General features: G+C 69.5%; 11 protein-coding genes, 2 tRNA genes and 2 pseudogenes. 10 read left to right on the top strand and 5 right to left on the bottom strand.

What is annotated here, in order from left to right:
• Window positions 1–2 precede the first annotated feature (2 nt).
• The 4 genes and pseudogenes from H7U32_RS04485 to H7U32_RS04470 form a co-directional block, all read right to left on the bottom strand.
• Window positions 3–641: a hypothetical protein gene (locus H7U32_RS04485; protein ID WP_239457501.1), complete on the bottom strand. Its 639-nt coding sequence runs from the start codon at window positions 639–641 to the stop codon at window positions 3–5.
• Window positions 634–3065, bottom strand: a pseudogene (locus tag H7U32_RS04480) (glycoside hydrolase family 3 C-terminal domain-containing protein). Before H7U32_RS04480 ends, H7U32_RS04485 begins: the two are co-directional and overlap by 8 nt.
• Before the next feature lie 342 nt (window positions 3066–3407).
• Window positions 3408–5330, bottom strand: a complete 1923-nt coding sequence (gene bilR, locus H7U32_RS04475) for a bilirubin reductase, long form (protein WP_204468434.1) — start codon at window positions 5328–5330, stop codon at window positions 3408–3410.
• 461 nt (window positions 5331–5791) lie between these two features.
• Window positions 5792–8683: a glycoside hydrolase family 3 N-terminal domain-containing protein gene (locus H7U32_RS04470; protein WP_204468433.1), complete on the bottom strand. Its 2892-nt coding sequence runs from the start codon at window positions 8681–8683 to the stop codon at window positions 5792–5794.
• A gap of 333 nt (window positions 8684–9016) precedes the next feature.
• Between H7U32_RS04470 and H7U32_RS04465 the strand changes: the two genes are divergently transcribed.
• The 10 genes and pseudogenes from H7U32_RS04465 (at window position 9017) to H7U32_RS04420 (ending at window position 19779) form a co-directional block, all read left to right on the top strand.
• Window positions 9017–9733 (top strand): LytR/AlgR family response regulator transcription factor, encoded by a 717-nt coding sequence (locus H7U32_RS04465; RefSeq protein ID WP_204468431.1) that lies wholly within the window; start codon window positions 9017–9019, stop codon window positions 9731–9733.
• Window positions 9730–11069: pseudogene (locus tag H7U32_RS04460) on the top strand (GHKL domain-containing protein). Before H7U32_RS04465 ends, H7U32_RS04460 begins: the two are co-directional and overlap by 4 nt.
• An 18-nt stretch (window positions 11070–11087) precedes the next feature.
• Entirely contained in the window at window positions 11088–13085 is a 1998-nt protein-coding gene (locus H7U32_RS04455) for a protein kinase domain-containing protein (protein ID WP_440201435.1), read from the top strand.
• A gap of 195 nt (window positions 13086–13280) precedes the next feature.
• Window positions 13281–14273, top strand: coding sequence for a DsbA family protein (locus H7U32_RS04450; protein ID WP_204468427.1), 993 nt, complete (start codon window positions 13281–13283; stop codon window positions 14271–14273).
• A gap of 148 nt (window positions 14274–14421) precedes the next feature.
• Window positions 14422–14495, top strand: a tRNA-Thr gene (locus H7U32_RS04445).
• Between the two features lie 461 nt (window positions 14496–14956).
• Window positions 14957–15044 (top strand) — tRNA-Ser (locus H7U32_RS04440).
• 500 nt (window positions 15045–15544) lie between these two features.
• Entirely contained in the window at window positions 15545–17008 is a 1464-nt protein-coding gene (locus tag H7U32_RS04435) for a G5 domain-containing protein (RefSeq protein WP_204468425.1), read from the top strand.
• Between the two features lie 132 nt (window positions 17009–17140).
• Window positions 17141–18130, top strand: coding sequence for a 16S rRNA (adenine(1518)-N(6)/adenine(1519)-N(6))-dimethyltransferase RsmA (rsmA, locus tag H7U32_RS04430; RefSeq protein WP_204468423.1), 990 nt, complete (start codon window positions 17141–17143; stop codon window positions 18128–18130).
• Entirely contained in the window at window positions 18127–19095 is a 969-nt protein-coding gene (locus H7U32_RS04425) for a 4-(cytidine 5'-diphospho)-2-C-methyl-D-erythritol kinase (RefSeq protein ID WP_204468421.1), read from the top strand. Before rsmA ends, H7U32_RS04425 begins: the two co-directional genes overlap by 4 nt.
• 45 nt (window positions 19096–19140) lie before the next feature.
• On the top strand, window positions 19141–19779 hold the full coding sequence (locus H7U32_RS04420) for a LytR C-terminal domain-containing protein (RefSeq protein ID WP_204468419.1): 639 nt from the start codon (window positions 19141–19143) through the stop codon (window positions 19777–19779).
• A gap of 50 nt (window positions 19780–19829) precedes the next feature.
• On the opposite strand, the gene H7U32_RS04415 is transcribed toward H7U32_RS04420, so the two are convergent.
• Window positions 19830–21260 carry a CCA tRNA nucleotidyltransferase gene (locus H7U32_RS04415; protein WP_204468417.1) on the bottom strand — a complete coding sequence of 477 codons (1431 nt, stop codon included), beginning with the start codon at window positions 21258–21260 and terminating at the stop codon, window positions 19830–19832.
• Window positions 21261–21299 lie beyond the last annotated feature (39 nt).

The raw sequence follows: 21299 nt of genomic DNA, 5'->3' as shown, positions 1-21299 counted from the left end.
GGTCACTTGGCGTCGTCCTTCTTCGCCTCGCCCTCGGGGAAGATGATCTTGAAGACGAAGAAGAAGATGATCATCGAGACGCCGCCGGTGATGAACGTCACCAGGATGTTGTACAGGGCCAGCGGCACGTACGCCTGCGCGATCGGCATCCACAGGTTGTTGAAGCCGTTGCAGATCAGGGAGATCAGCACCCACGCGATGAAGTACCACATCGCCTGGTACACGGGGTTGCCGCGGCTCTTGAACGTGATGTTGCGCTGCAGCGGGAAGTTGATGCACTGCGCGATGAACGAGCCGATCTCATAGCTGATGAAGTAGCCCAGGCCGCCGCCGATCATCACCGCGCCGGCCGAGTCGTACACCACGTTGTAGCCCAGCAGGCTCCACGTGAAGTCCACGCCGAACAGGTGCATGTCCACCTGCGGCCACATGAACTCGGTGCCGGCCAGGCCCGTGCCCAGGATCGGCGGCAGGAACGTGAAGATCAGGTACTGGACGATCGTCACGCCCATGCTGAACACGAAGAAATAGAAGATCTGGTACACCCACTTGGCCAGCTTGGGATGCCCGGAGGCGAAGCCCTCCCACTTGGGCATCCACCACGCCATGAACGGGTTCTGCTTCTTCTCCACGTCACTCATGCTCGAGCTCCTTTGCAGTGTGCTTGTTGGCGGATTGGTTGCGGAAGAATCCCGCGATGAACGAGCCCGCGCCCCGGAAGGTGCGGCCGTTGGCGATCTTGACGACCGCGTCGACCATGCGCGAATCGATCATGCCCTGCGTCATCTTGCTCATCGCGCGCGGCGGCATGTTGAGGATGAACAGGGTGTTGAGGTCCGGCGAGCCGGTCTTCTCGCGCACCTTGCGCTCGCGCTTGGTCAGCGTGTTGGCGACCAGACGGGCGACGAAGCCCTTCGACCCGCTCCACGCGGAGATCGGGTCGTTGGCGCCGAAGGTCGTCGGCTTGCCGGGGGCCATGACCTCGCGGCCGAACAGCGCGCGCATCTCCGCGTCGGTCACGTCCTTGACGTGGCCCGTCAGGTACGCGCCGAGCGCCGGGTCCGCGGGGACCGGGTCCACGTCGCCGGCCACGGCGAACGTGGTCTGCAGCTCGATGCTGGCGGCGTCCGTGCCCACCATGAGCGTCCACTGGCCGGATTCCACGCGCCACGCGTCGGCGGCCGTGTCGAAGTGGCGGAAGGTGTAGCGGTCGAAGTCGATGCGCACGGTCTTCGATGCGCCGGCCTCCAGCCACACCTTGGCGAAGCCCTTGAGCTCACGGTCGGGGCGCAGCACGCCGCCCTTCGGCCCGCGCACGTACAGCTGGGCCACGGTGGAGCCGGCGCACGCGCCGGTGTTGGTCACGGTGAATTCCACGCCGGTGTCGTCGGCCTTGAGGTCAGCGTACGCGAAGGTGGTGTAGCTCAGGCCGTAGCCGAACGGGAAGCGCACGGGCACGTCGGCGGTCCCGTAGTAGCGGTAGCCGACGAACGGGCCCTCGCGGTAGATCGCGTCGCGGCCGATGGCCGGGTACCAGCCGGAGCTCGGGCAGTCGTCGTAGCGCAGCGGCCAGGTCTCGGCCAGGTGGCCGGAGGGGGTGACCGCGCCGGTGAGCACGCGGGCGGCCGCGGAGGCGCCCGCCTGGCCGGACAGGCCGATGTACAGCAGCGCGTCCACGTCGGCGAACCACGGCAGCTCGACGGGGGAGCCGGCCACCAGCACGGCGACGACCGGCTTGCCGGCGGCGGCGAGCGCCTCCATCAGGTCGTTCTGCGCGGCCGGGATCGCCATCGTGGACCGGTCGAGGCCCTCGGATTCCGAGCGCTCGTCCAGGCCGACCACGGCGACGACGACGTCCACGTCGGCGCGGGAGGCGAGCGCGACCGCTTCCTCGACCAGGGCCGGGTTCTTGGCGCCCTGGCGGTCGTAGCCCTGCGCCCAGTCCGTCACCTCCACGCCGTCGGCGGCGCGCAGCGCGTCGAGCAGGTTCTCCTCGCGCGTGGCGCGTTGACCTTGGAGGAGCCGGAGCCCTGGAAGCGCGGAGTCTTGGCCATGTCGCCGACCACGACCACGCGGGTGCCGGCCTTGAGCGGCAGCGTGGCGCCGCTGTTCTTCAGCAGCACGGACGAGCCCTCGGCCACCTTGCGCGCGGTCTCGTGGTGCGCGGCGGCCACGTCGTCCTTGAGCAGGTCGTCGCGGCCCACGCCCTCGAAGCGCGTGAGGGAGGCGATCTTCGCGACCTCGGCGGCGCGGGCGTTGAGGTCGGCCTCGGCCAGGGTGCCGGCCTTGACCGCGCCCACGAGCTCGCGCACGGAGGTGTAGCCGGGGCTCGGCATCTCCAGCGTGCCGCCGGCCTTCACGGCCGCCACGGCGGAGTTGGAGCCGCCCCAGTCGGAGACGACCAGGCCGTCGAAGCCCCACTCGTCGCGCAGGATCTCCTGCAGCAGGTGCTTGTTCTCGTGCGCGTACACGCCGTTGATCTCGTTGTACGACGACATGATCGTCCAGGGCGCGGCCTCGCGCACGGCGATCTCGAAAGCGGTCAGGTAGATCTCGCGCATCGTGCGCTCGTCGATCACGGAGTTGGAGGCCTGGCGGCGCAGCTCCTGGCTGTTGACGGCGAAATGCTTGGGGCAGGCGGCCACGCCGTTGGACTGGATGCCGCGGATCAGGCCGGCGGCCATGCGCCCGGCCAGCATCGGATCCTCCGAGTAGTACTCGAAGTTGCGGCCGCACAGCGGGTTGCGCTTGATGTTGAGGCCCGGCCCCAGCAGCACGTTCACATCGAGGTCGTGGGCCTCGCGGCCCAGGGCCTCGCCCATCTCCTCGGCCAGCGCCGGGTCCCACGAGGTGGCGACCGTGGCGGCGGTGGGGAAGCAGGTGGCCGGCTTGGACTGGCCCAGGCCCAGGTGGTCGCCGGCGCCGAGCTGGCGGCGCACGCCGTGCGGGCCGTCGCTCATCACGAAGCTCGGGATGCCGGCCCGGTCGTTGCCGCGCGAATCCCATTCCGAGGCACCGGAAAGCAACGCCGCCTTCTCGATGACTGACAACTGCTCGACTTCCATGGATCGGGTCCTCCCTTGCACTCTGCTGACATCAACGCCGATACCTTAGATTCAATCAGGCCCGCGGGGAGGGCGCGGGCCCGATGGCACAACCTGTCGGTTTGTTCGCACGATTGGTCCCGCCCGGGCGCGCCCGGTTCCGTTTGGCGCGCCGTCCGGACGCGCCAGTGCGTCCAGACGTGCCGCCCCCATGCGGCAAACCGTACGCTTACGCGCCGCAAGCGTACGGTTTGCCGTATGGGGGGGCGCCGCAGGGGGACGGATGGCCACCGCGCGCCGCATCACGGACGCCCGACGCGCGCCCGCGATACGGCGGGCGCGTCGGGCGGCGATGACGGCGCGTCAGGCGGCGACGACGGCGAGGTAGCCCTCGTCGACGGCGCGGTTGATGTCGGCGGCGCGGCCGTTGCAGTCGCCGACCAGCGTCACCGGGATGCCGGCGGCCTCCAGCGGAGCCGTGTCGAACGCCGCGGGCGCCGCACCCGGCCGGCCGGCGGGGGCGGGCGGGTTCACGGTCTGCGTCGCCTCCACGCGGCCCGGCTCGATGCGATCCACGCGGGTGTTCACCAGCACGGTCACATCGTGGTCGAGGAAGTCCTCCATCATCACCGGACGGATCGTCTGCGACTCCTCCGCGGCCACCTGCCCGGCCATCTCCACGATCGTGACCCGGTTGCCCTCATCCTGCGCCAGGTATTCGGCGGTCTCGGCGCCGACCATGCCGCCGCCGATGACCACGATGCGGCCCGTCGGCCGCTGCGCGCCGGCAAGCACCTGCCACGCGTCCATCACCTGCGGGCCGTCGGCGCCGGGGATCGGCGGCACGGCGTTGCGCCCGCCCACCGCCACGATCACTTGGTCGAAGCCGGCGGCGGCCAGCTCGGCGGCGTCGACGCGGCGGCCCAGCGCCACCGTCGCGCCGGCGGCGGCGAGCGCGCGCTCGTACCAGCGCACGGCCGTCATCATGCGGTCCTTGCGCGGCGGGACGGACGCGATGATGAGCTGGCCACCCAGGCGGTCGGCCTGTTCGAACAGCGTGACGTCGTGCCCGCGCAGGGCGGCGACGCGGGCGGCCTCCATGCCGGCCGGGCCGCCACCGACCACCGCGATGCGGCGCGGCGAGTCGGCGGGCGTGATGGTGCGGTGGTACTCGTAGCCGTTCTCCGCGTTGAGCACGCAGGAGATGAAGCGGCGGGAGGCGATCGCGTCGGTGCAGCCGTGGTTGCACAGGATGCACGGGCGGATGAGGTCCTCCTGGCCGGCGGCGACCTTGTTCGCGTAGTCCGGGTCGCACAGGATCGGCCGGCCCAGGCCCACGTAGTCGCAGGCGCCCTCGGCGATGAGCCGCTCAGCCTCGGCCGCGGTGGGGATCGCGCCCACCGTGCTCACCGGCACGTCCACGGCCTCCTTGACCTGGCGCGAGTAGCGCTCCATGAAGCAGTCGGGGCGCGTGCCCATGGCCGGGATCGTGTCGTTGAGGTTGCCGGTGTGGTTGGCCTGGCCCACATGGAAGGTGTCCACGCCGTCCTCCACGAGCAGGCGGGCGAGCGTCACGGCCTCGTCGATGAACAGGCCGCCGCGGCCGAGCTGCGGATCCTCGGTGATGATCGGCAGCTTATAGTCGATGCAGATGTCCGGCGAGCCGGCGCGGATGGCGCGCACCACCTCGCGCGCGAAGCGGGTGCGGCCCTCGAATCCGCCGCCGTAGCCGTCGGTGCGTTCGTTGATGAGCGGGGAGCACAGCGAGCCGACCAGGCGGTCGCCGTGCACTTCGATCGCGTCGGCGCCGGCGGCGGTGGCGCGGCGGGCGAGCGCGGTGATCGAGTCGAGGATCTCGCCCAAGCGTTCCTCGGTGACCTCGTTGACGTAATGCGCCATGTCGTGGTGCAGCTTGGCGCGGGCGCCAGCCATGTCGCCCTTGGCGAACAGCTCGGCCACGGCCACCGTGTCGTACTCCGGGTGGAACACCTGCAGGCCGAGCTTGCAGTCGAAGGCGTGGAGGGCGTCGGCGAGGGCCGCGAAGCTGGGGATCTGCTCGTCGGTGACGAGCTTGGGGGTGGGGGAGATGGTGGACACCGGGGTCACGTCGCCGAGCACGATGTAGGCGGCGCCGCCCTCGGCCACGCGCTTGTAGAAGTTAATGCTCTGTTCGGTGATCGAGCCGTCGCGGGCTTCGTAGCCGGTGGTCATCGGCGGGAACATGATGCGGTTCTTCAGGCGCATATGCCGGATGTCCAGCGGTTCCATGAGTCGGGTCAGGGCCATGCCAAGCCTCCTTGCCTGGGGTTCGATGATGCCCGCGCGCCGGGCCGCGTCAGCCGGTGACGCCGAAACGTGCGCGCGGAGCCGTTGCCGCCATTATTCCCCATCCGCCCGCCCCGCCGCGCCCGGGCACGCCGGGCGGGCGGGCACAGCGGAGCAACGGGGCACAGCGGGCACAGCGACATCCCCCATATGGCAAACCGTACGCTTACGCACGCTAAAAGTACGGTTCGCCGCATGAGGACCGTAAGACTGCGATAAACCGTACGCTCACATGCGCTAAGAGTACGGTTCGCCGTACCAGCACGCCGCATCAGTACGCCGGGCATAGGAAAGGGCCGCCGACCCGAGGGAGGTGGGGTCGGCGGCCCGATGCCAGGTGGGACAGCTGCCCGCAACAGATGGGGCAGGTCCCGATGTCGGGCGGGGGCGCTGCGGTCAGGCCGCGCCCTGCCCGGTCAGGGTCACTGCTCGGAGGCGGTGACGGTCACCTTGGCGGCCTTGCGGCGCTTGGTGAACTTCATCACGGAGACCGTGGTCAGACCGATGAACAGCACGGCGGTGACGCCCCAGACCACGTAGGTGATGGTCTTCCAGATCGGGGTCGGCACGTCCGGCTCGCCGTTCTCGTACATCCAGCTGTTGGCGGCCATGTACAGGATGTTGTGGGCGGCGGTGCGCATCGCCTTGACCGAGGTGGCGGACTTGTCGGTCACGTGGTTGGTGATGTCCGTGGTGGCCAGCATGAAGTCGTTGCCGTTGCGGATCAACTGGTCGGCGTTCTGGTAGCCGTAGCCACCGAAGTAATCGGTGAGCACGGCGCCGCGGAAGCCCCACTCGTCGCGCAGCACGGTCTGCTGCAGCGCCGGGTCGGCGGCCGCGTAGGTGGTGCCGATGTAGTTGAAGGAGCTCATCACCGCATTGGTCTTGCCGATCTTGACGCTCATCTCGAAGGGCTTGAGGTAGATCTCGCGGATGGCCTGCTCGTTGGACCAGGTGCACAGCATCGAGTTGCGGTTGGTCTCCTGGTCGTTGAGGGCGAAGTGCTTCATGAAGGCGTACACGCCGTTCTCGCTGGCGGCGGCGATGGCGCTGGAGGCCATGACGCCGGACAGGTAGCCGTCCTCCGAGTAGTACTCGAAGTTACGGCCGGAGAAGGCGGAGCGGTGGATGTTCATGGCCGGGGCGTACCAACCGGTCACGTGCATCTCGTGCGCCATCTTGCCGATCATGTCGCCGAACTCGGTGGCCAGGTCGGCGTTCCACGTGCAGGCGAAGGAGACGCCGGAGGGCAGGCCGATGGAGCCGACGCGCGTGAAGTTGTTGTTCAGCGAGGCCGGGCCGTCCACGTCGGTGAGCTGGATCTTGCCGATCTTCTCGACCGCGGCGTTGCCGTAGCCGCCGTTGGCGATGAGGTTGTCCATGTCCTCGAAGGTGAGCTGGTCGAGCAGCTTGTCCCACTGCGGGTCGTCGTACTCCTTGCCGGTCAGGTCGGCCAGACGCACGCCGTTGTTGGCGCCGGTGGTCGGCATCTCGTCGGAGTCGTTGTTGTGCTCGGCCGGCTTGTAGTTCGAGTTGTTCACGAACGTGGCCTTGTGCTCGTCGCTCATCGACATGGAGGCCGGGGCGGCGGTCGCCTCGTCGTAGTTGGCGAAGTGCCCGGCGCGGCTCAGGTAGGTCACGTCGCCGGCGGCCTCGTCGAACTGGTTGGTGGCGGGCACGGCGTCGCCGTCATGCGTGTTGGACTCGGAGTCGTAGACGGTCTCGTCGTCCACGGTCACGGTCTTGGTGTCGATGGCGGTGTGGGAGTCCGTGTTGATGGACACGCCGTAGTCGCCGGCCTCCAGCACCCAGGCCTTGGCGTCCTTGTTGTCGTAGGAGGCCATCGCGTCGTCGTCGAACTCGATCGACACGGTCTCGGACTCGCCGGGGGCGAGCTCCTTGGTCTTCTCGAAGGCGACCAGGTTGGCGGAGGCCTTCTCGATGCCACCGTCGGTGTACGGCGGGTTCACGTAGGTCTGCACCACGTCCTTGCCGGCGGTGTCGCCGGTGTTGGTCACGGTCACGTCGAAGCTCACCTTGCCGTCGGCGTAGGTCACGTCGCCCATCTCCTGGGAGAAGGCGGTGTAGCTCAGGCCGTAGCCGAACGGGTACTGCACGGTCGCGTCGTAGTCGATCGCGCCCTCGTCGGCCGCGGTCTCGTAGAACTTGTAGCCCACGTAGATGCCCTCGACGTAGTTGACGAAGGTCGGGGAGGTCTCGCCGCCGAACGCGTTGGCGGTGAACTCATCCATGTTGTCGTAGTGGAAGTCGCCGAAGTTGTTCCAGGTCGGGGCCTTGGTCAGGTCGTACAGGAACGTGTCGGAGGTCTTGCCGGAGGGGTTGACCTTGCCGGCGAGGATCTCGCCGAGCGCGGTGAAGCCGGTCTGGCCGGCCGGCGGGCACCACAGCACGGACTTGATCTGCGGGTAGTCCTTGACGAAGTCGAGCTGGAAGGCGTTGGCGCCGTTGTATACGAAGGTCACCTTGTCGAAGTTCTTGGTGACCAGGTCGACCATGTCGCGCTCGGTCTTCGACAGCTGCAGGAAGTGGCCGCCCTGCTCGAAGTCCTTGTAGTCCTTGGAGTTGTCGTGGTAGGTGATGCCCTCGGCGGTCATGTCGGTGGGCAGGTCGGCGCCCTCGCCGCCGGAGCGGGAGACCACGATCACGGCCTCGTCGGAGAAGTCCTTGGCGGCGTCGATCACATCCTGCGGATAGTCGGCGGCCGGCAGCTCGGGCAGGGTCCAGTCCTGCTCGAACATGCCCACCACCGGGCGGTCGGCGCGGTAGTCGGTGTACAGCTTGGACAGGTCGGCGTTGGTCTCCAGGCCGGCCTCCTTCATGCCGTCGAGCAGCGAGGTGGTCGGGTACTGGTCGGACATGGAGCCGGAGCCGGTGCCGCCGTAGATCGGGTTGGTGGAGCCCCAGCCGAACACGTTGACCTTCGTGTCGGCCAGCGGCAGGTTGCCGTCGTTGTTCTGCAGCATGGTGACGCCTTCACGCTGCACGTCCACGGCCAGCGCCTTGGCCTCGTCCACGGTCTTCTGCGACAGCTCGTACTTGGTGGCCGTCGCGTTGTTGAGCAGCGTGGACAGCGGCCCGAACACCATCATGGACACGGCCACCACGACCGCGACCAGGAACACGAGCCACGACTCGGAATGCACGAGCTTGCGGACCGCGACGTCCTTGACCGTGCGCTTGTTCACCGCGACGGTCGCCACAATGGCCAGCACCAGCACTACGCCGATGGCGATGAGCTGCGGCAGGATCGACATGATGACGTTGACGACGTCATCCATATTGATGCCCAACATGGCCTTCCTCCTTCTTGGTTCTCAATGGAATCCTCCGGCATGGGGCGCCGACCGTCCGCTTCACCATCGAGGCTCGCAACGACAGCACGCCGTCATGCCGTTTCATCCATCATCCCGGACCCCGCCGGCCGCCGCCGGCCCCCTCCCCATCCTGTCGTTTCCGTCGCATAATCTGTCGCGTTCCGCGCGCGGCCTGCAGACAGCCGCCCCGCCGACCTCCCACACGCCGCCCTAGCCGGCCGCCCGCGCCGCGGCACCCCCGATGCCCGCCCCGTTCTGTCATTTCGGTCGCATAGTCTGTCAAGTGCAGGCGACCGAGAACGAGGAGGACCGATGCGTGCGATCCGGATTGGTGTGGTCGAGGACGACCCCGTGCATTGCCAGCGCCTGCTGGACTACCTCAACCGCTACCAGGAGGAGTCCGGCGAGCGGTTCACGGTGTCCGTGTTCGACGACGGCGCCCGCCTGGTGGAGCGCTACCAGCCGGTGTACGACATCCTGCTCATGGACATCCAGATGCGGCAGATGGGCGGGCTCGAGGCTGCCCGCCACGTGCGCGAACGCGACGACAAGGTGGAGATCGTGTTCATCACCTCGGCCGCGCAGTACGCGATCAACGGCTACGAGGTGGGCGCGCTGAGCTACCTGCTCAAGCCGGTGCCGTGGTTCGGCTTCCAGCAGGAGCTGCGCCGCTGCATCGCGCAGGTGCGCCGCCGCGCCGACGACGCGCTGCTCGTGGAGACGGGCGGTTCCACGATGCGTCTGGCGCTGGCGGACGTGGTGTACCTGGAGTCGATCCGCCACACCATCGTGATCCACACGCTATCAGGCAAGCTGTCGATCACCTCGAGCCTCAAGAAGATGGAGGAGCAGCTGGCCGGGCACGGCTTCTTCCGCTCGAACTCCTGCTATCTGGTGAACCTCGACCATGTGGCCGGGGTGGAGGACCAGGACTGCGTGATGGACAACGGCGAGCGCCTGCGCGTCTCCCGGCCGCGCAAGAAGGACTTCATGGCGGCGCTCACCGCGCATGTGGGAGGGCTGCGGTGACCGGCGCGATCACGAACGCCCTGCCGGACATCCCCCGCATCTACACGGCGATCTGCGAGTGGCTGGCCTGCGTCGTCTACCTGGCGGTCATCCCGCTGCGGGTGCCGCGCGCCCGCACGCTGGCGGTGGGCGGCGTCGGCCTGGTCCTGCTCGTGGGGGTGCAGTACGCGGCCGGCGCGATGCCGCTGGCGCTGTGGATCGTCGGCATGGCGATGGCGGTGCTGGCGATGTGGGCCGTCCTCTGGCTGGCCTCGGGCTCGCGCAAACGCGAGGCGACGTATCTGACGGCCCGGGCCTTCGTGCTGGCCGAGCTGGTCGCCTCCCTGCACTGGCAGCTGGCGACCTTCATGGTCGCCCATGCCGGCATGCCGCCGTCCGGGTGGGCCAGCGCGGTGCTGCTGGCCGTCACCTACGCCGCCTGCTTCGCGCTGGCGTGGGGGGTCGAGCGGCGCAACTTCAGCCGCGAGGAGCCGATGGCGCCGACGTTGCGCGACGCGGTGACCTGCGCCGCCATCACCATCGTCACCTTCGCGATGAGCAACCTGAGCTTCGCCTCGACGAACACCCCGTTCTCCGGCACCGTGGGTCAGGAGGTGTTCTACATCCGCACGCTGGTGGACCTGTGCGGCTTCGTGATGCTGTACGCGCAGCAGGAGCAGATCCGCTCGACGCGGGCCCGGCTGGAGCTCGCGTCGATTGACGCGCGGCTGGCAGCGCAGCACGCCGAGTACCTGCAGTCGAAGGAGAACATCGAGGCGATGGGCCGGCTCGCCCACGACCTCAAACATCAGATCGTGGCGCTGCGGGCCGAGCTGGACCCCGGCCAGGCCTCGCGGCAATTCGCGTAGCTCGAGGAGTCGGTGGCGCGGTATTCGGCGCAGCAGCACACCGGCAACCCGGTGCTGGACGTCATCCTCACCACGAAGATGCGCGCCTGCGCCGACCGCGGCATCACGCTCACCTGCGTGGCGGACGGCAAGCTGCTCGACGGCATGGACGCGATGGACGTGGCCTCGCTGTTCGGCAACGTGCTCGACAACGCGATCGAGGCGACCTCGCGCGTCCAGGACCCGGAGCGGCGGATCGTCAAGCTCGCGCTGTTCCGGCAGGGCGAGTTCGTGGCGGTGCGCGAGGAGAACACCTACGCCACGCCGCTGCGCCGCGACCGGGCCGGCGCGCTGCGCACCACGAAGGCGGACGCCGACACCACGGCTTCGGCGTCAAATCGATCCGTCACATCGCCCGCGCCTACGGCGGCGAGCTCACCATCGAATCCGACGGCCAGTGGTTCGACCTGCGCGTGCTCGTGCCGCTGCCCCTCGCCAAGCGGGACTGAGCCACCGGGCCGCCTAGACTGGCAGGCATGAGCGACCTCAATGCGTTGAACCTCGAGCCCGGCGAGGTGGTGGGCGGCTACACGCTCGTCTCGCGCCTCGGCGCGGGCGCGATGGGCTCCGTCTGGCGCGTCAGGGACGGCGGCGGCCAGATCTACGCGATGAAGATCCTGCGCGACTCCCTGGTGGACGACGCCGGCGCCTCCCCCGAGCAGCGGCGCGACCAGGCCACCGCCCGCGAGCGCCTGCGCCGCGAGGCGATGGCGCTGAAGAAGGTGAACCATCCCGGCGTGTGCGCGATCGTGGATATGGAGCTGGACGACGCACTCGCGTTCATCGTCACCGAGCTCATCGAGGGCCGCAACCTGCGCGAGGACGTGGCCGTGAACGGCCGCTATGTGGGCGCGGATCTGGAACGCCTCGCCGCCAAGCTCATCGACGCGGTGAAGGCTGTGCACGCGGCCGGCATCGTGCACCGCGACATCAAGCCGACGAATGTGATGGTCTCCGCCTCCGGCCCGGTGCTCGTGGACTTCGGCATCGCGATGACCGGCGGCGAAAGCCACGTCACCCGCACCGGCCTGGTCATGGGCACGCCCGGGTTCATCGCCCCCGAGATCATCGACGGCGCGGAGTCCGACGAGGCGACCGACTGGTGGTCGGTCGCCTCGGTGCTCGCCTTCGCCGCCACCGGCCGGCCGGTGTTCGGCACGAAGCCGATGATGGCGGTGCTGGAGCGCGCCGCCGCCGGCAACGCCGACCTCGCCGGCCTGCCGCCGCACACGCTGGCCGCCTTCCGGTCGGCCTTGAGCCCCGACCGCGCGCGGCGCTGCACGCCCGACCAGATGCTCCACGCGATCGCGCTCGACGCGCTCAACCCCTTCGCCTCCCTGCCGCCGGCGGACGGGCCGGCCGACCCGGCCGCCGACGACGGGACGCAGGTGGTGCGCCCTTTTGACCTGGCCGCCCGCGCGGGCAATCCACGTCTGCTGTGGGGCGGCGATGACGACGCGTCCGCCACGCGCGCGCTGGCGCCGGAGCAGTGCACGGTCGCCCTGCCCAGCGACGCCCTCGACGCCCGGACAGTCCCGACCGCCCGACTGGAGGCGGGCACGGCGCCGCTCACCCGCGCCACCGCCGTGCTGCCCGAGACCGAGCCGCCGCGGCCGCCGATGGCCACCGTGCCGCTGCAACGGCTCGTCGCCAACGCCGCGGCCGCGACGGAACCGTCGTCCGTCGTCGCCCCCGCCGTCGGGGACCGGACCGAGGCCATGCCGGCGCCGGCGATCCCTTCGCGGCGGGATGCCGCGGAGGGGACGGCCGTGCTGCCGCCCGCGCCGCCGGCCGGGGCGGGCACGGTGCCGGACTTCCTGCGGGGGGAGGCGTCGCCGAGCGAAATCGTGGACGCCCAGCTCAGGGTGGCCGCGCGAGGCCAGGCCGCGCCGCCGAATCCGGCGGACGTGCGCCGCGGCCTGTACCTCAAGCGGTCGCGGCTCACGCTGCTGCTGTTGGCCGTGCCGATGGCGGTGGCCGGCATGGTCTGGCCCCCGCTGGCGCCGCTGCTCGCGGCGGCGGCGTTCTGGCTCATGCAGACGCTCGGCTACGGGCTGGGCGCGACGCTGGAGCGCGAATGGCGCCGCGGCGGGGCGCACACCTGGTCGGACAGCGCGCTGCGCGTGGCGTCGTTCCCGTGGCATTTGGCCAAGGGGCTGCTGTCCGCCGTGCTGCGGGCGGCGCTGATGGCGGCCGAGTATCTGGCGATGCTGGCCGTGGCCGTGCTGGCGCTGCAGCTGCCGACGCTGAACCTGCGGCACACCGTGCTCGGGATGGACCTCATCGTCCCCCAACTGGTGGAGGGGCCGCTGAGCCTGACCGGCGTGGCCTGCGCGCTGACGGCGGCCGCGGCGTGGCTGCTCGCCGCGTTCTGGCCGCACAGCCCGACGCTGCGGCTGGGCGCCGGAGCGCTGCGTGGCAGCGTGCGGGCGCCCCAGGGCATGCCGCCGGCGGCGGACGCCTGATGGCGGCCGACGCCTGGGTTCACCGGATGTTCACCGGAACCCCAGGGCTCTTTCAGACTCTGGGCTAGACTGGTCGGCAGCCGTCGGGCCCTCCGCCCCTTCCCGCGGGAGGTTCCCGCATCGCGATCGGCGGGCCCGCGCACGACGTTTCCGGGAGACCCGCCGTCCCCGGAAGGAGAGGACGCACAGGGAGCCATGGCTCAGAAGAACAACACGGACAGGCGGATGACGCGCGCCCAGCGCAAGGCCGCCGAGCAGGCCGCCGCCCAGGCCGCGGCGGAGCAGGCGGCGAAGGAACGCCGGCAGCAGACCATCGTCGGCGCCATCGTCGCGGTGGTGGTCGTCGCGCTGATCGCAGTGGCCGGCATCGCGGTCTACCGCTCCACGCACAGCGAGGCCGCACAGGCCACGAAGGCAGCGAAGGAGCTGACCGTCGACCAGGCCAAGCAAAAGGTGCAGAAGGCACCGGTCAAGCCGGCGCGGGCCGACGACCAGGGCGGCATCCTCATCTCGAAGGACGGCTACGGCACCAAGGCGCCGGGCGCGCCCACCGTGAGCGTGTACATGGACTTCATCTGCCCCGGCTGCGGCAACCTCAACCGCCAACTCGACCCGACGCTTATCGCGATGATGGACGCCGGCCAGCTCAACCTGGACCTGCACATCATGTCCTTTGGCGACGCAAACGGCTGGAGCACCGACGAGTACTCGAACCGCTCCGCCAACTCGGCGCTGTACATCGCCGACCATGACGACGATCCGGACCATCTGCTCGCGTATATCTCGAACCTCTTCGCCGAGGACTTCCAGCCCGAGGAGGGCCCCAGCTACGTGCCGACCAGCAACGACATGCTCAAGGAGCAGGCGCTCAAGGCCGGCGTGCCCGCGTCCGTGGCGGACAAGGCATTCACGCGCGAGTACGACGACTGGCTGTCCGCGATCAACACATACACGCCCAAGCGAAGCGATTTGTGGAACGTCTCCGGCCGCTACGAGGGGTCGATGACCACGCCGACCGTGCAGATCAACGGCCATTTCTGGGACCTCAACCAGCTCAGCGTGGCGGATATGGACCTCAAGACCGGGTTCCTGACCTCCGTGGGCCTCAAGGAGGACCAGGTGGGCAAGGCCGGGCAGATGCCGTCCATCGGCGCCAAGGGCAAGCCGATTTCGGTGACCGGCGCCTGAGCCGCGGGTCGGCGGCGGGCGCATGGGCCCAGCCGCGAGCAGCTGCGCGGGCGCACGGCGGGCGCATGCATCGCATGTCCCCATGTCGCTGGTAAGCTTGCTTACGTCCGCCGCGACGACACGCCCAAAAACGCCGTCGGGGGGATTCGCCTCTTTAGCTCAGATGGCCAGAGCGACCGCCTTGTAAGCGGTAGGTCGTCGGTTCGATCCCGACAAGAGGCTCCCGTGCGCCGGGAAACCGGCGTACAATACCTGTGTACGCGGGAACGCCCCCGATTGTGCCATGCACGAGGGCGCGCGTTGGAATTCTTACCATGGGTAAGCGTTCGGAAGCCTTCCCCCGATTCTGGCTTCTGAACACGGGCCTGGCTTCCCCCCAACCAGCCTGGCCCGTTTCACAGGGGGCGGGAACATCCCCTTCTCTCCCGCCCCCTTTTTCTTTACCCGCCTGCGTGCAAGCGGTTCTTATGGTTCCACTGCCACTAACAGCTCCGCCTCTTCCGGTTCTTCCGGTTCTTCCGCCCCTGACGGTTCCGCCTCTTCTACCGTCTTTCTCGGTTGCTCCGCCCTATGCCGCCCTGACTGCAACACGCCGAAGCCAACGAGTTGCACTTTATAGAGCAAGTGCTATCATGACTAACTTGTGTGCGGTGCCTGCTTGTTCAGGGGCATCACAAGCGCATGGAGGATTCGCCTAGTGGTCTATGGCGCACGCTTGGAAAGCGTGTTGGTGTAACAGCCTCACGAGTTCGAATCTCGTATCCTCCGCCATCCAAGGCCCCGGCTCTATGCCGGGGCCTTTTGCGTTTCGACGCTTCCATGCAGCGTCCGTTTTCACCACCTGAGGGTAGCCAAACTGGACGCTCAGCCACCATCAGCGGGCAAAACCGCTACCCGCGGGTAGCAAGACTGGACGCTGACGGGCCGCCAGCGGGTGAACCTGCTCCCCACGGGGAGCCAAACTAGACGCCAGCGGGCCGCCAACGGGCAAATCCGCTCCCCACGGGGAGCCAAACCGGGCGCTAGGCAGCGGGGGAGTCACCACCATGCGGAATCGGATGTGTCGAAATGGGCACGGTTCGCCGGGGACAAGGCGACGATGCCGCCGCCAGCCGCTACGATGGATGGCGCATGTGCCGTCGAAGGCCCGGCCACCCCGGCAGCCCGGAACCGCCGGCAGCCCAGGCATCCGGACGCTTCCGGCGGACGGCGACGTCCGGCGCCGCACCGCCCATGCACCATAAGCATCACAAGGAAACGAGGTTCGTCTGATGGCTCGGCGTTGGACTCCGCAGCGATTCGTGAAGTTGCGCCGCATCCGCGTGGCGGCATGCGCCGTGGCCGTGGCCGTGGCCAGCGTCGGCACCTTCGCCGTCACCCAGCGCAAGGCTGTGGCGCTGAACATCAACGGCGAGACGCGCACCGTGTCCACCTATGCGATGACCGTCGACCGCCTGCTCCAGGAGCAGGGCGTGAAGGTCAAGTCGCATGACCTGGTGCAGTCCACCTCCGGCGGCGACCTCAAGAACCGCGCGGTGGTGACGGTGCGTTCCGCCTACCAGACCACGATCAGCATCGACGGCCAGGAAGTGCCGTTCTGGACCGTGGCGGACAGCGCCGAACAGCTCCTCGGCTTCTTCGAAAGCAACGAGAAGGACGCGGCGAAGGTCACCGTCGACGTCAAGAACGTGTACAACCAGCTCACCGGCGGCATCGTCATCAACCAGAACGGCCCGGTCACCGTCATCGCCGACGGCAAAAGCTCGGTGGCGCCCGACGGCAAGCTGCCGGCCGCCTCCATCCTCGATTCCAAGGGCATCGTCGTGGGCAAAGAGGACCGCGTCAGCGTCGAGAAGGACGGCGACGAAACCGTGCTGCGCGTGCGCCGCGTGACCCACGGCCAGGAGACGCGCACCACCGCCGTGCCATTCACCACGCGCACGATCATCGACCCCTCGCTGGAGCCCGGCCAGACCGTGATCCGCCAGGAGGGCCAGGACGGCGAGATCGAGCGCGTCTACGACGTGACGTATGTGGACGGGCAGCCCGAGTCGGAGCAGTTGGCCAGCGAGCGGACGACCAAGATCGCCATCGACCGCATCGTGGCCGTGGGGCCGGAGCGGGTGGAGGATCCGGACGACACCAGCCAGGGCCAGGCCGACGCCGGCAAGAACCAGAGCACCGACCAAGGCAAGGACCAGAACAAGGACAACGGCACGACCCAGGACGGCGGCAAGGACCAGTCCGCCCAGTCCAAGCCGGACAGCAAGCCCGCCGACACGCAGAAGCCCGCCGGCGGCAACACCCAGCCCACCCAGCCATCGCAGCCCTCGCAACCGTCCCAGCCGTCGCAGCCCTCCCAGCCGGCCCAGCCCTCGCAACCGTCCCAGCCGTCGCAGCCCTCCACCGGCCAGGGCCGCCTGTGGCACCCGAGCATTGCCCAGGCCAAGACCTACGCCCGCGGCGCCGCGGCCCAGCGCGGCTGGACCGGCGCCGAGTGGACCGCGCTGGAAGACCTGTTCAACAAGGAGTCCGGCTGGCGTTGGAACGCGGACAACCCCTGGTCCGACGCCTACGGCATCCCGCAGGCCCTGCCCGGCTCCAAGATGGGCCCGGGCTGGCAGGACGACGGCGCCGTGCAGATCGACTGGGGCCTGAGCTACATCGCGCAACGCTACGGTTCCCCCTCCAAGGCCCTGTCCGAATGGAACCGGCGCAACCCGCACTGGTACTGACCCCCGTTGCCGGGCCGGGCGCGCAGCCGCCGCCCGCCCGGTTCCGCGCCCCGTCCTATGCTGGACGATGACCCGAACCGCGCCCCCGACCGCGCGGTTGCGCCCGTTGCCTTCCCCAAGGACCACCCATCCATGACCGACAGCCTTCCCATTCCCGATTCCCCCGCCGGCGCCACCCAGACGCCCGCCGACGCCGCGGCGCCCGCCGGCACCCCGACGACCCCGGTAGCCACGCCGGGCCGCCTGCTGGGCGCCGCCGACATCCGCCGCATCGCTGACGAGGCCGGCGTGAGCCCGACGAAGAAGTTCGGGCAGAACTTCGTGATCGACCCCGGCACCGTGCGCCGCATCGTCCACGAGGCCGGCGTGGACGCGGACAGCCGCGTGCTCGAGGTGGGTCCGGGCCTGGGCTCGCTCACCCTGGCCATCCTGGAGACCGGCGCCACGGTGACGGCCGTGGAGATCGACCCGCCGCTGGCCGAGCGTCTGCCGGCCACGGTGGCCGAGTTCATGCCGGCCGCCGCCGGCCGCCTCACGGTGACGAACCGCGACGCCCTGACCGTGGGCCCGGCCACGCTGCCGCAGTTCGCGGACGGCCGCCCCTTCACGCTGGTGGCCAATCTGCCGTACAACGTGGCCACGCCCATCGTGCTCACGCTGTTGGAGCGCTTCGCCAACCTCGGATCCTTCCTGGTGATGGTGCAGAAGGAGGTGGCCGACCGCCTGGCCGCCACCCCGGGCACCAAGGTGTACGGCACGCCGAGCGTCAAGCTCGCCTGGTACGGCCGCGCCGAGCGCGCGGGCCTCATCGGGCGCAACGTGTTCTGGCCGGCGCCGAACGTCGATTCCGCGCTGGTGCGCTTCGTGCGCACCGACGCGGCCGCCGACGGCACGCCGCGCGACGCCTCCCTGCGCGAGGAGACCTTCCGCCTGATCGACGCCGCCTTCGGCCAGCGCCGCAAAACGCTGCACGCCGCCCTCCGCAAGCTAGTGCCGGCCGGCGCCTTCGAGGCCGCTGGCATCGATCCGACGCGCCGCGGCGAAACCCTCACCGCCGACGAGTTCGCCCACCTGGCCGCCGCCTGCCGCGCCCTCGCCGGACAGATTGAGGAGGCCCGATGACCCCGACGTCCCCGACGCCCGTCCCCTCCGTCGCCCACGCGGCCGCCCGCCCGGCCGCGCGCCCCGAGGCCGCCTTGCCGTCCGCGGTGCGCGTGGACTGCCCGGCCAAAACGAACCTGACCCTGCGCGTGGGCGCGCCCCGGGCCGAATGGGGCGGCCGCCACGAGCTCGACACCATCTATTGCGCGGTGGGCGTGACCGACACCGTCACCGCCACCGCCAAGCCCGCCGGCGCCGGCTTCTCGCTGGAGCTCACCGGCGCCCATCTGGGCGACCTCGCCTCCTCCGGCAGCGACATGCGCCGCAACCACGCGGTGCTCGCCCTGTTCGCGATGGCCAAGGCGTCCGGCCGCACGCCGGACGTGGCCCTGGCCATCGACAAGCGCATCCCGGTGGGCGCGGGCCTGGGCGGCGGCTCGGCCGACGCGGCCGCCACCATCCTCGCGCTGAACGTGCTGTGGGGCCTGGACTGGCCGATGGACCGGCTCCAGGCCGTCGCGTCGACGCTGGGCGCGGACATGCCGTTCTGCCTGACCGGCGGCTACGCGCACGGCACCGGGTTCGGGGAGCGAATCGAGGCCATCGCCCCCGATTCGCCGGAGGCAGAGCGGCTGCGCGCCGAAGGATTCGCCGGCGACCTGCTCATCGGCGCCTACCAGGCCCAGCTGAGCACGCCGGAGGTGTACGCCTGCTTCGACGCGACCGGCGCGGGCGAAGGCGACCGGAACCATCTGCAGCGGGCGGCGGTCGGCCTGCACCCGCGCAGCGGGCAGGCCATCGCCGCGGCCCTTGGGGCCGGCGCGAGCCACTCCTTCGTCTCCGGATCGGGCCCCTCGGTCATCGCGTTCACCCCCACCGCGGCCGTCCGTGAGGCGGTCGTCGAGGCGTGGACGAAGGCCCAGGCGGTGGACCGCATCATCGCGGCCACGGCCCCCGCCAAGCCGGCCGTCAGCGTCACGCGCTGACGCTAAGGTAACGAACAGCCGCATTAGAAACCGAGGAGCCACCGCATGGTTGAACACATGGACGAGCGCGAGGCGCGCCGCGAATATATCCGTCACCGCCAGCGCATCGTGTTCGCGATCGCCGGCGCTGTGATGGCCGTGGTGCTGGTGTTCGCCACGCTGGTGTACACCAAGGTCATCGACCTGCAGCCCGACACCGTCAAAACCGTGCAGCCGAACTACGGCGTGAAGGCGCCCTGCGCGGCCAAGAACCAAGACGGCACCCCGATGAAGTGGCCCGCGAACGACACCACGAAGGTGCGCGTGCTCAACGGCACCGAGTTCATGGGCCTGGGCAACGCGGTGTACGAGGAGCTGCAGAACCGCCACTTCACGATGGCCGAGCTGCAGGCCGGCAACTACACGAGCAACAAGGTGGACCGCACGATGATCGTGTTCGGCGAGCAGGCGATCAACAACGCCTACGCGCTGGCGCGCAACTTCTCCGACGCCGAGCTCGTGATGGACGACCGCCCCGACCGCCTGGTGGATGTGGTGATCGGCAACACCTTCAACAACCTGCGCTCCGACAAAGAGATGAAGAAGGACGGCGACGCCATCAAGGACATCGAGGGGTGCCTGAGCGTCGACCAGATGAAGAAGCAGGGCCTGCCGAAGGCCCCGGAGCACACGCTGATCGACTGACGCCCCGTCGGCCGGGCCGCAGCCCGCGGCCGCCGGCAGGGCGGCCCGGCTCAGGCCGCAGCGCCGCCCTGCTGCGCCGCGTGCCACCGCTTGAGTTCAGCGACGGCCTCGTCGTGCTCCACCGGCCCGTGGTCCAGGCGGTACTCGAGCATATGCCGGTACGCCTGGCCGACCGCCGGCCCGGGCTCCAGCCCCAGCAGCTCCATGATCTCGTTGCCGTCCAGGTCGGGGCGGATCGCGTCGAAGTCCTCTTTCTTCTTGAGCTCGCGCACGCGCTCCTCCATCTCATCCATCGCATGGGCGAAGATGGCGGCCTTGCGCCGGTTCTGCGTGGTGGTGTCCGCGCGGGTGAGGCGGTTGAGCCGCTCGTAGAGATGGCCGGCGTCCTTGACATAGCGGCGCACCGCCGAGTCGGTCCACGGCTCGTCCACATAGCCGTGGAAGCGCAGGTGCAGGTTCACCAGCTCGCTCACATCCTGCACGATGTGGTGGTCGAAGCGCAGCGCCTTGAGGCGCTTGCGCGTGAGCTTGGCGCCCACCGCGTCGTGGTGGTGGAAGCTCACCTTGCCGCCGGGCTCGAAGCGGCGGGTCTTCGGCTTGCCGATGTCATGCATGATGGCCGCCAGGCGCAGCGTGAGGTCGGGCCGCGGCACCGGGCCGTCGTCGTCGGTTTCCAGCGCCACCGCGCGGTCGAGCACGATCATCGTGTGTTCGAACATGTCCTTGTGGCGGTGGTGTTCGTCGATCTGCAGCTGCAGGGCGGGGATCTCCGGGAACACGATGTCCGCCAGACCGGATTCGACCAGCGCCTCGATGCCGGCGCGCGGCCGGTCGGACAGCAGCAGCTTGGTGAGTTCGTCGCGCACGCGCTCGGCGGACACGATCTCGATGCGGTCCACCATCGCGCAGATCGCCTCGGCGGTCTCGGGGGCGATGCGGAAGCCGAGCTGCGCCACGAAGCGCACCGCGCGCATCATCCGCAGCGGGTCGTCGTCGAAGCTCTGGCGCGGATCGACGGGCGTGCGCAGCACGCCCTTGGCCAGGTCGTTGGCCCCGCCGAAGGGGTCCACGAACTCGAGCTCGGGCACGCGCAGCGCCATCGCGTTGACGGTGAAGTCCCGGCGGCTCAGGTCGCCTTCGAGCGAATCGCCGTAGGCGACCTCCGGCTTGCGGGAGTCGGGGTCGTAGCGGTCCGAGCGGTAGGTGGTCACCTCCACCTTGACCTCGGTGCCGTCGGGGCGGCGGCGCATCGCGCCCAGCGTGCCGAACTTGCGGCCCATGTCCCAGAAGCCGTCCCGGCCGAAGCGGCGCAGGATCGGCTCGAACTCCTCGGGCCGCGCGGAGGTGGTGAAATCGAGGTCGTGGCTCGGCCGGCGCAGCAGCAGGTCGCGCACCGGACCGCCGACCAACGCGAGCTCGTAGCCCTCCTCGGCGAACATCCGTCCCAGCTCAATGGCCTCGGGCCACACTTCGAAATCCACGCCAACCCTTTCGCGCCGTTTGTTTTGTGCCCTACCAGC

The organism is Bifidobacterium pullorum subsp. saeculare, assembly GCF_016899725.1.
GTDB lineage: Bacteria > Actinomycetota > Actinomycetes > Actinomycetales > Bifidobacteriaceae > Bifidobacterium > Bifidobacterium pullorum_C.
Note: the sequence above shows the minus strand (reverse complement) of the source record. Positions and strands in the feature narration are given on the sequence as shown.

Excerpts from the sequence above, each read along its gene's own strand:
- H7U32_RS04485 (WP_239457501.1), bottom strand. The coding sequence starts at position 641 with ATGAGTGACGTGGAGAAGAAGCAGAACCCGTTCATGGCGTGGTGGATG.
- bilR (WP_204468434.1), bottom strand. The coding sequence starts at position 5,330 with ATGGCCCTGACCCGACTCATGGAACCGCTGGACATCCGGCATATGCGC.
- H7U32_RS04470 (WP_204468433.1), bottom strand. The coding sequence starts at position 8,683 with ATGTTGGGCATCAATATGGATGACGTCGTCAACGTCATCATGTCGATC.
- H7U32_RS04465 (WP_204468431.1), top strand. The coding sequence starts at position 9,017 with ATGCGTGCGATCCGGATTGGTGTGGTCGAGGACGACCCCGTGCATTGC.
- H7U32_RS04450 (WP_204468427.1), top strand. The coding sequence starts at position 13,281 with ATGGCTCAGAAGAACAACACGGACAGGCGGATGACGCGCGCCCAGCGC.
- H7U32_RS04435 (WP_204468425.1), top strand. The coding sequence starts at position 15,545 with ATGGCTCGGCGTTGGACTCCGCAGCGATTCGTGAAGTTGCGCCGCATC.
- rsmA (WP_204468423.1), top strand. The coding sequence starts at position 17,141 with ATGACCGACAGCCTTCCCATTCCCGATTCCCCCGCCGGCGCCACCCAG.
- H7U32_RS04425 (WP_204468421.1), top strand. The coding sequence starts at position 18,127 with ATGACCCCGACGTCCCCGACGCCCGTCCCCTCCGTCGCCCACGCGGCC.
- H7U32_RS04420 (WP_204468419.1), top strand. The coding sequence starts at position 19,141 with ATGGTTGAACACATGGACGAGCGCGAGGCGCGCCGCGAATATATCCGT.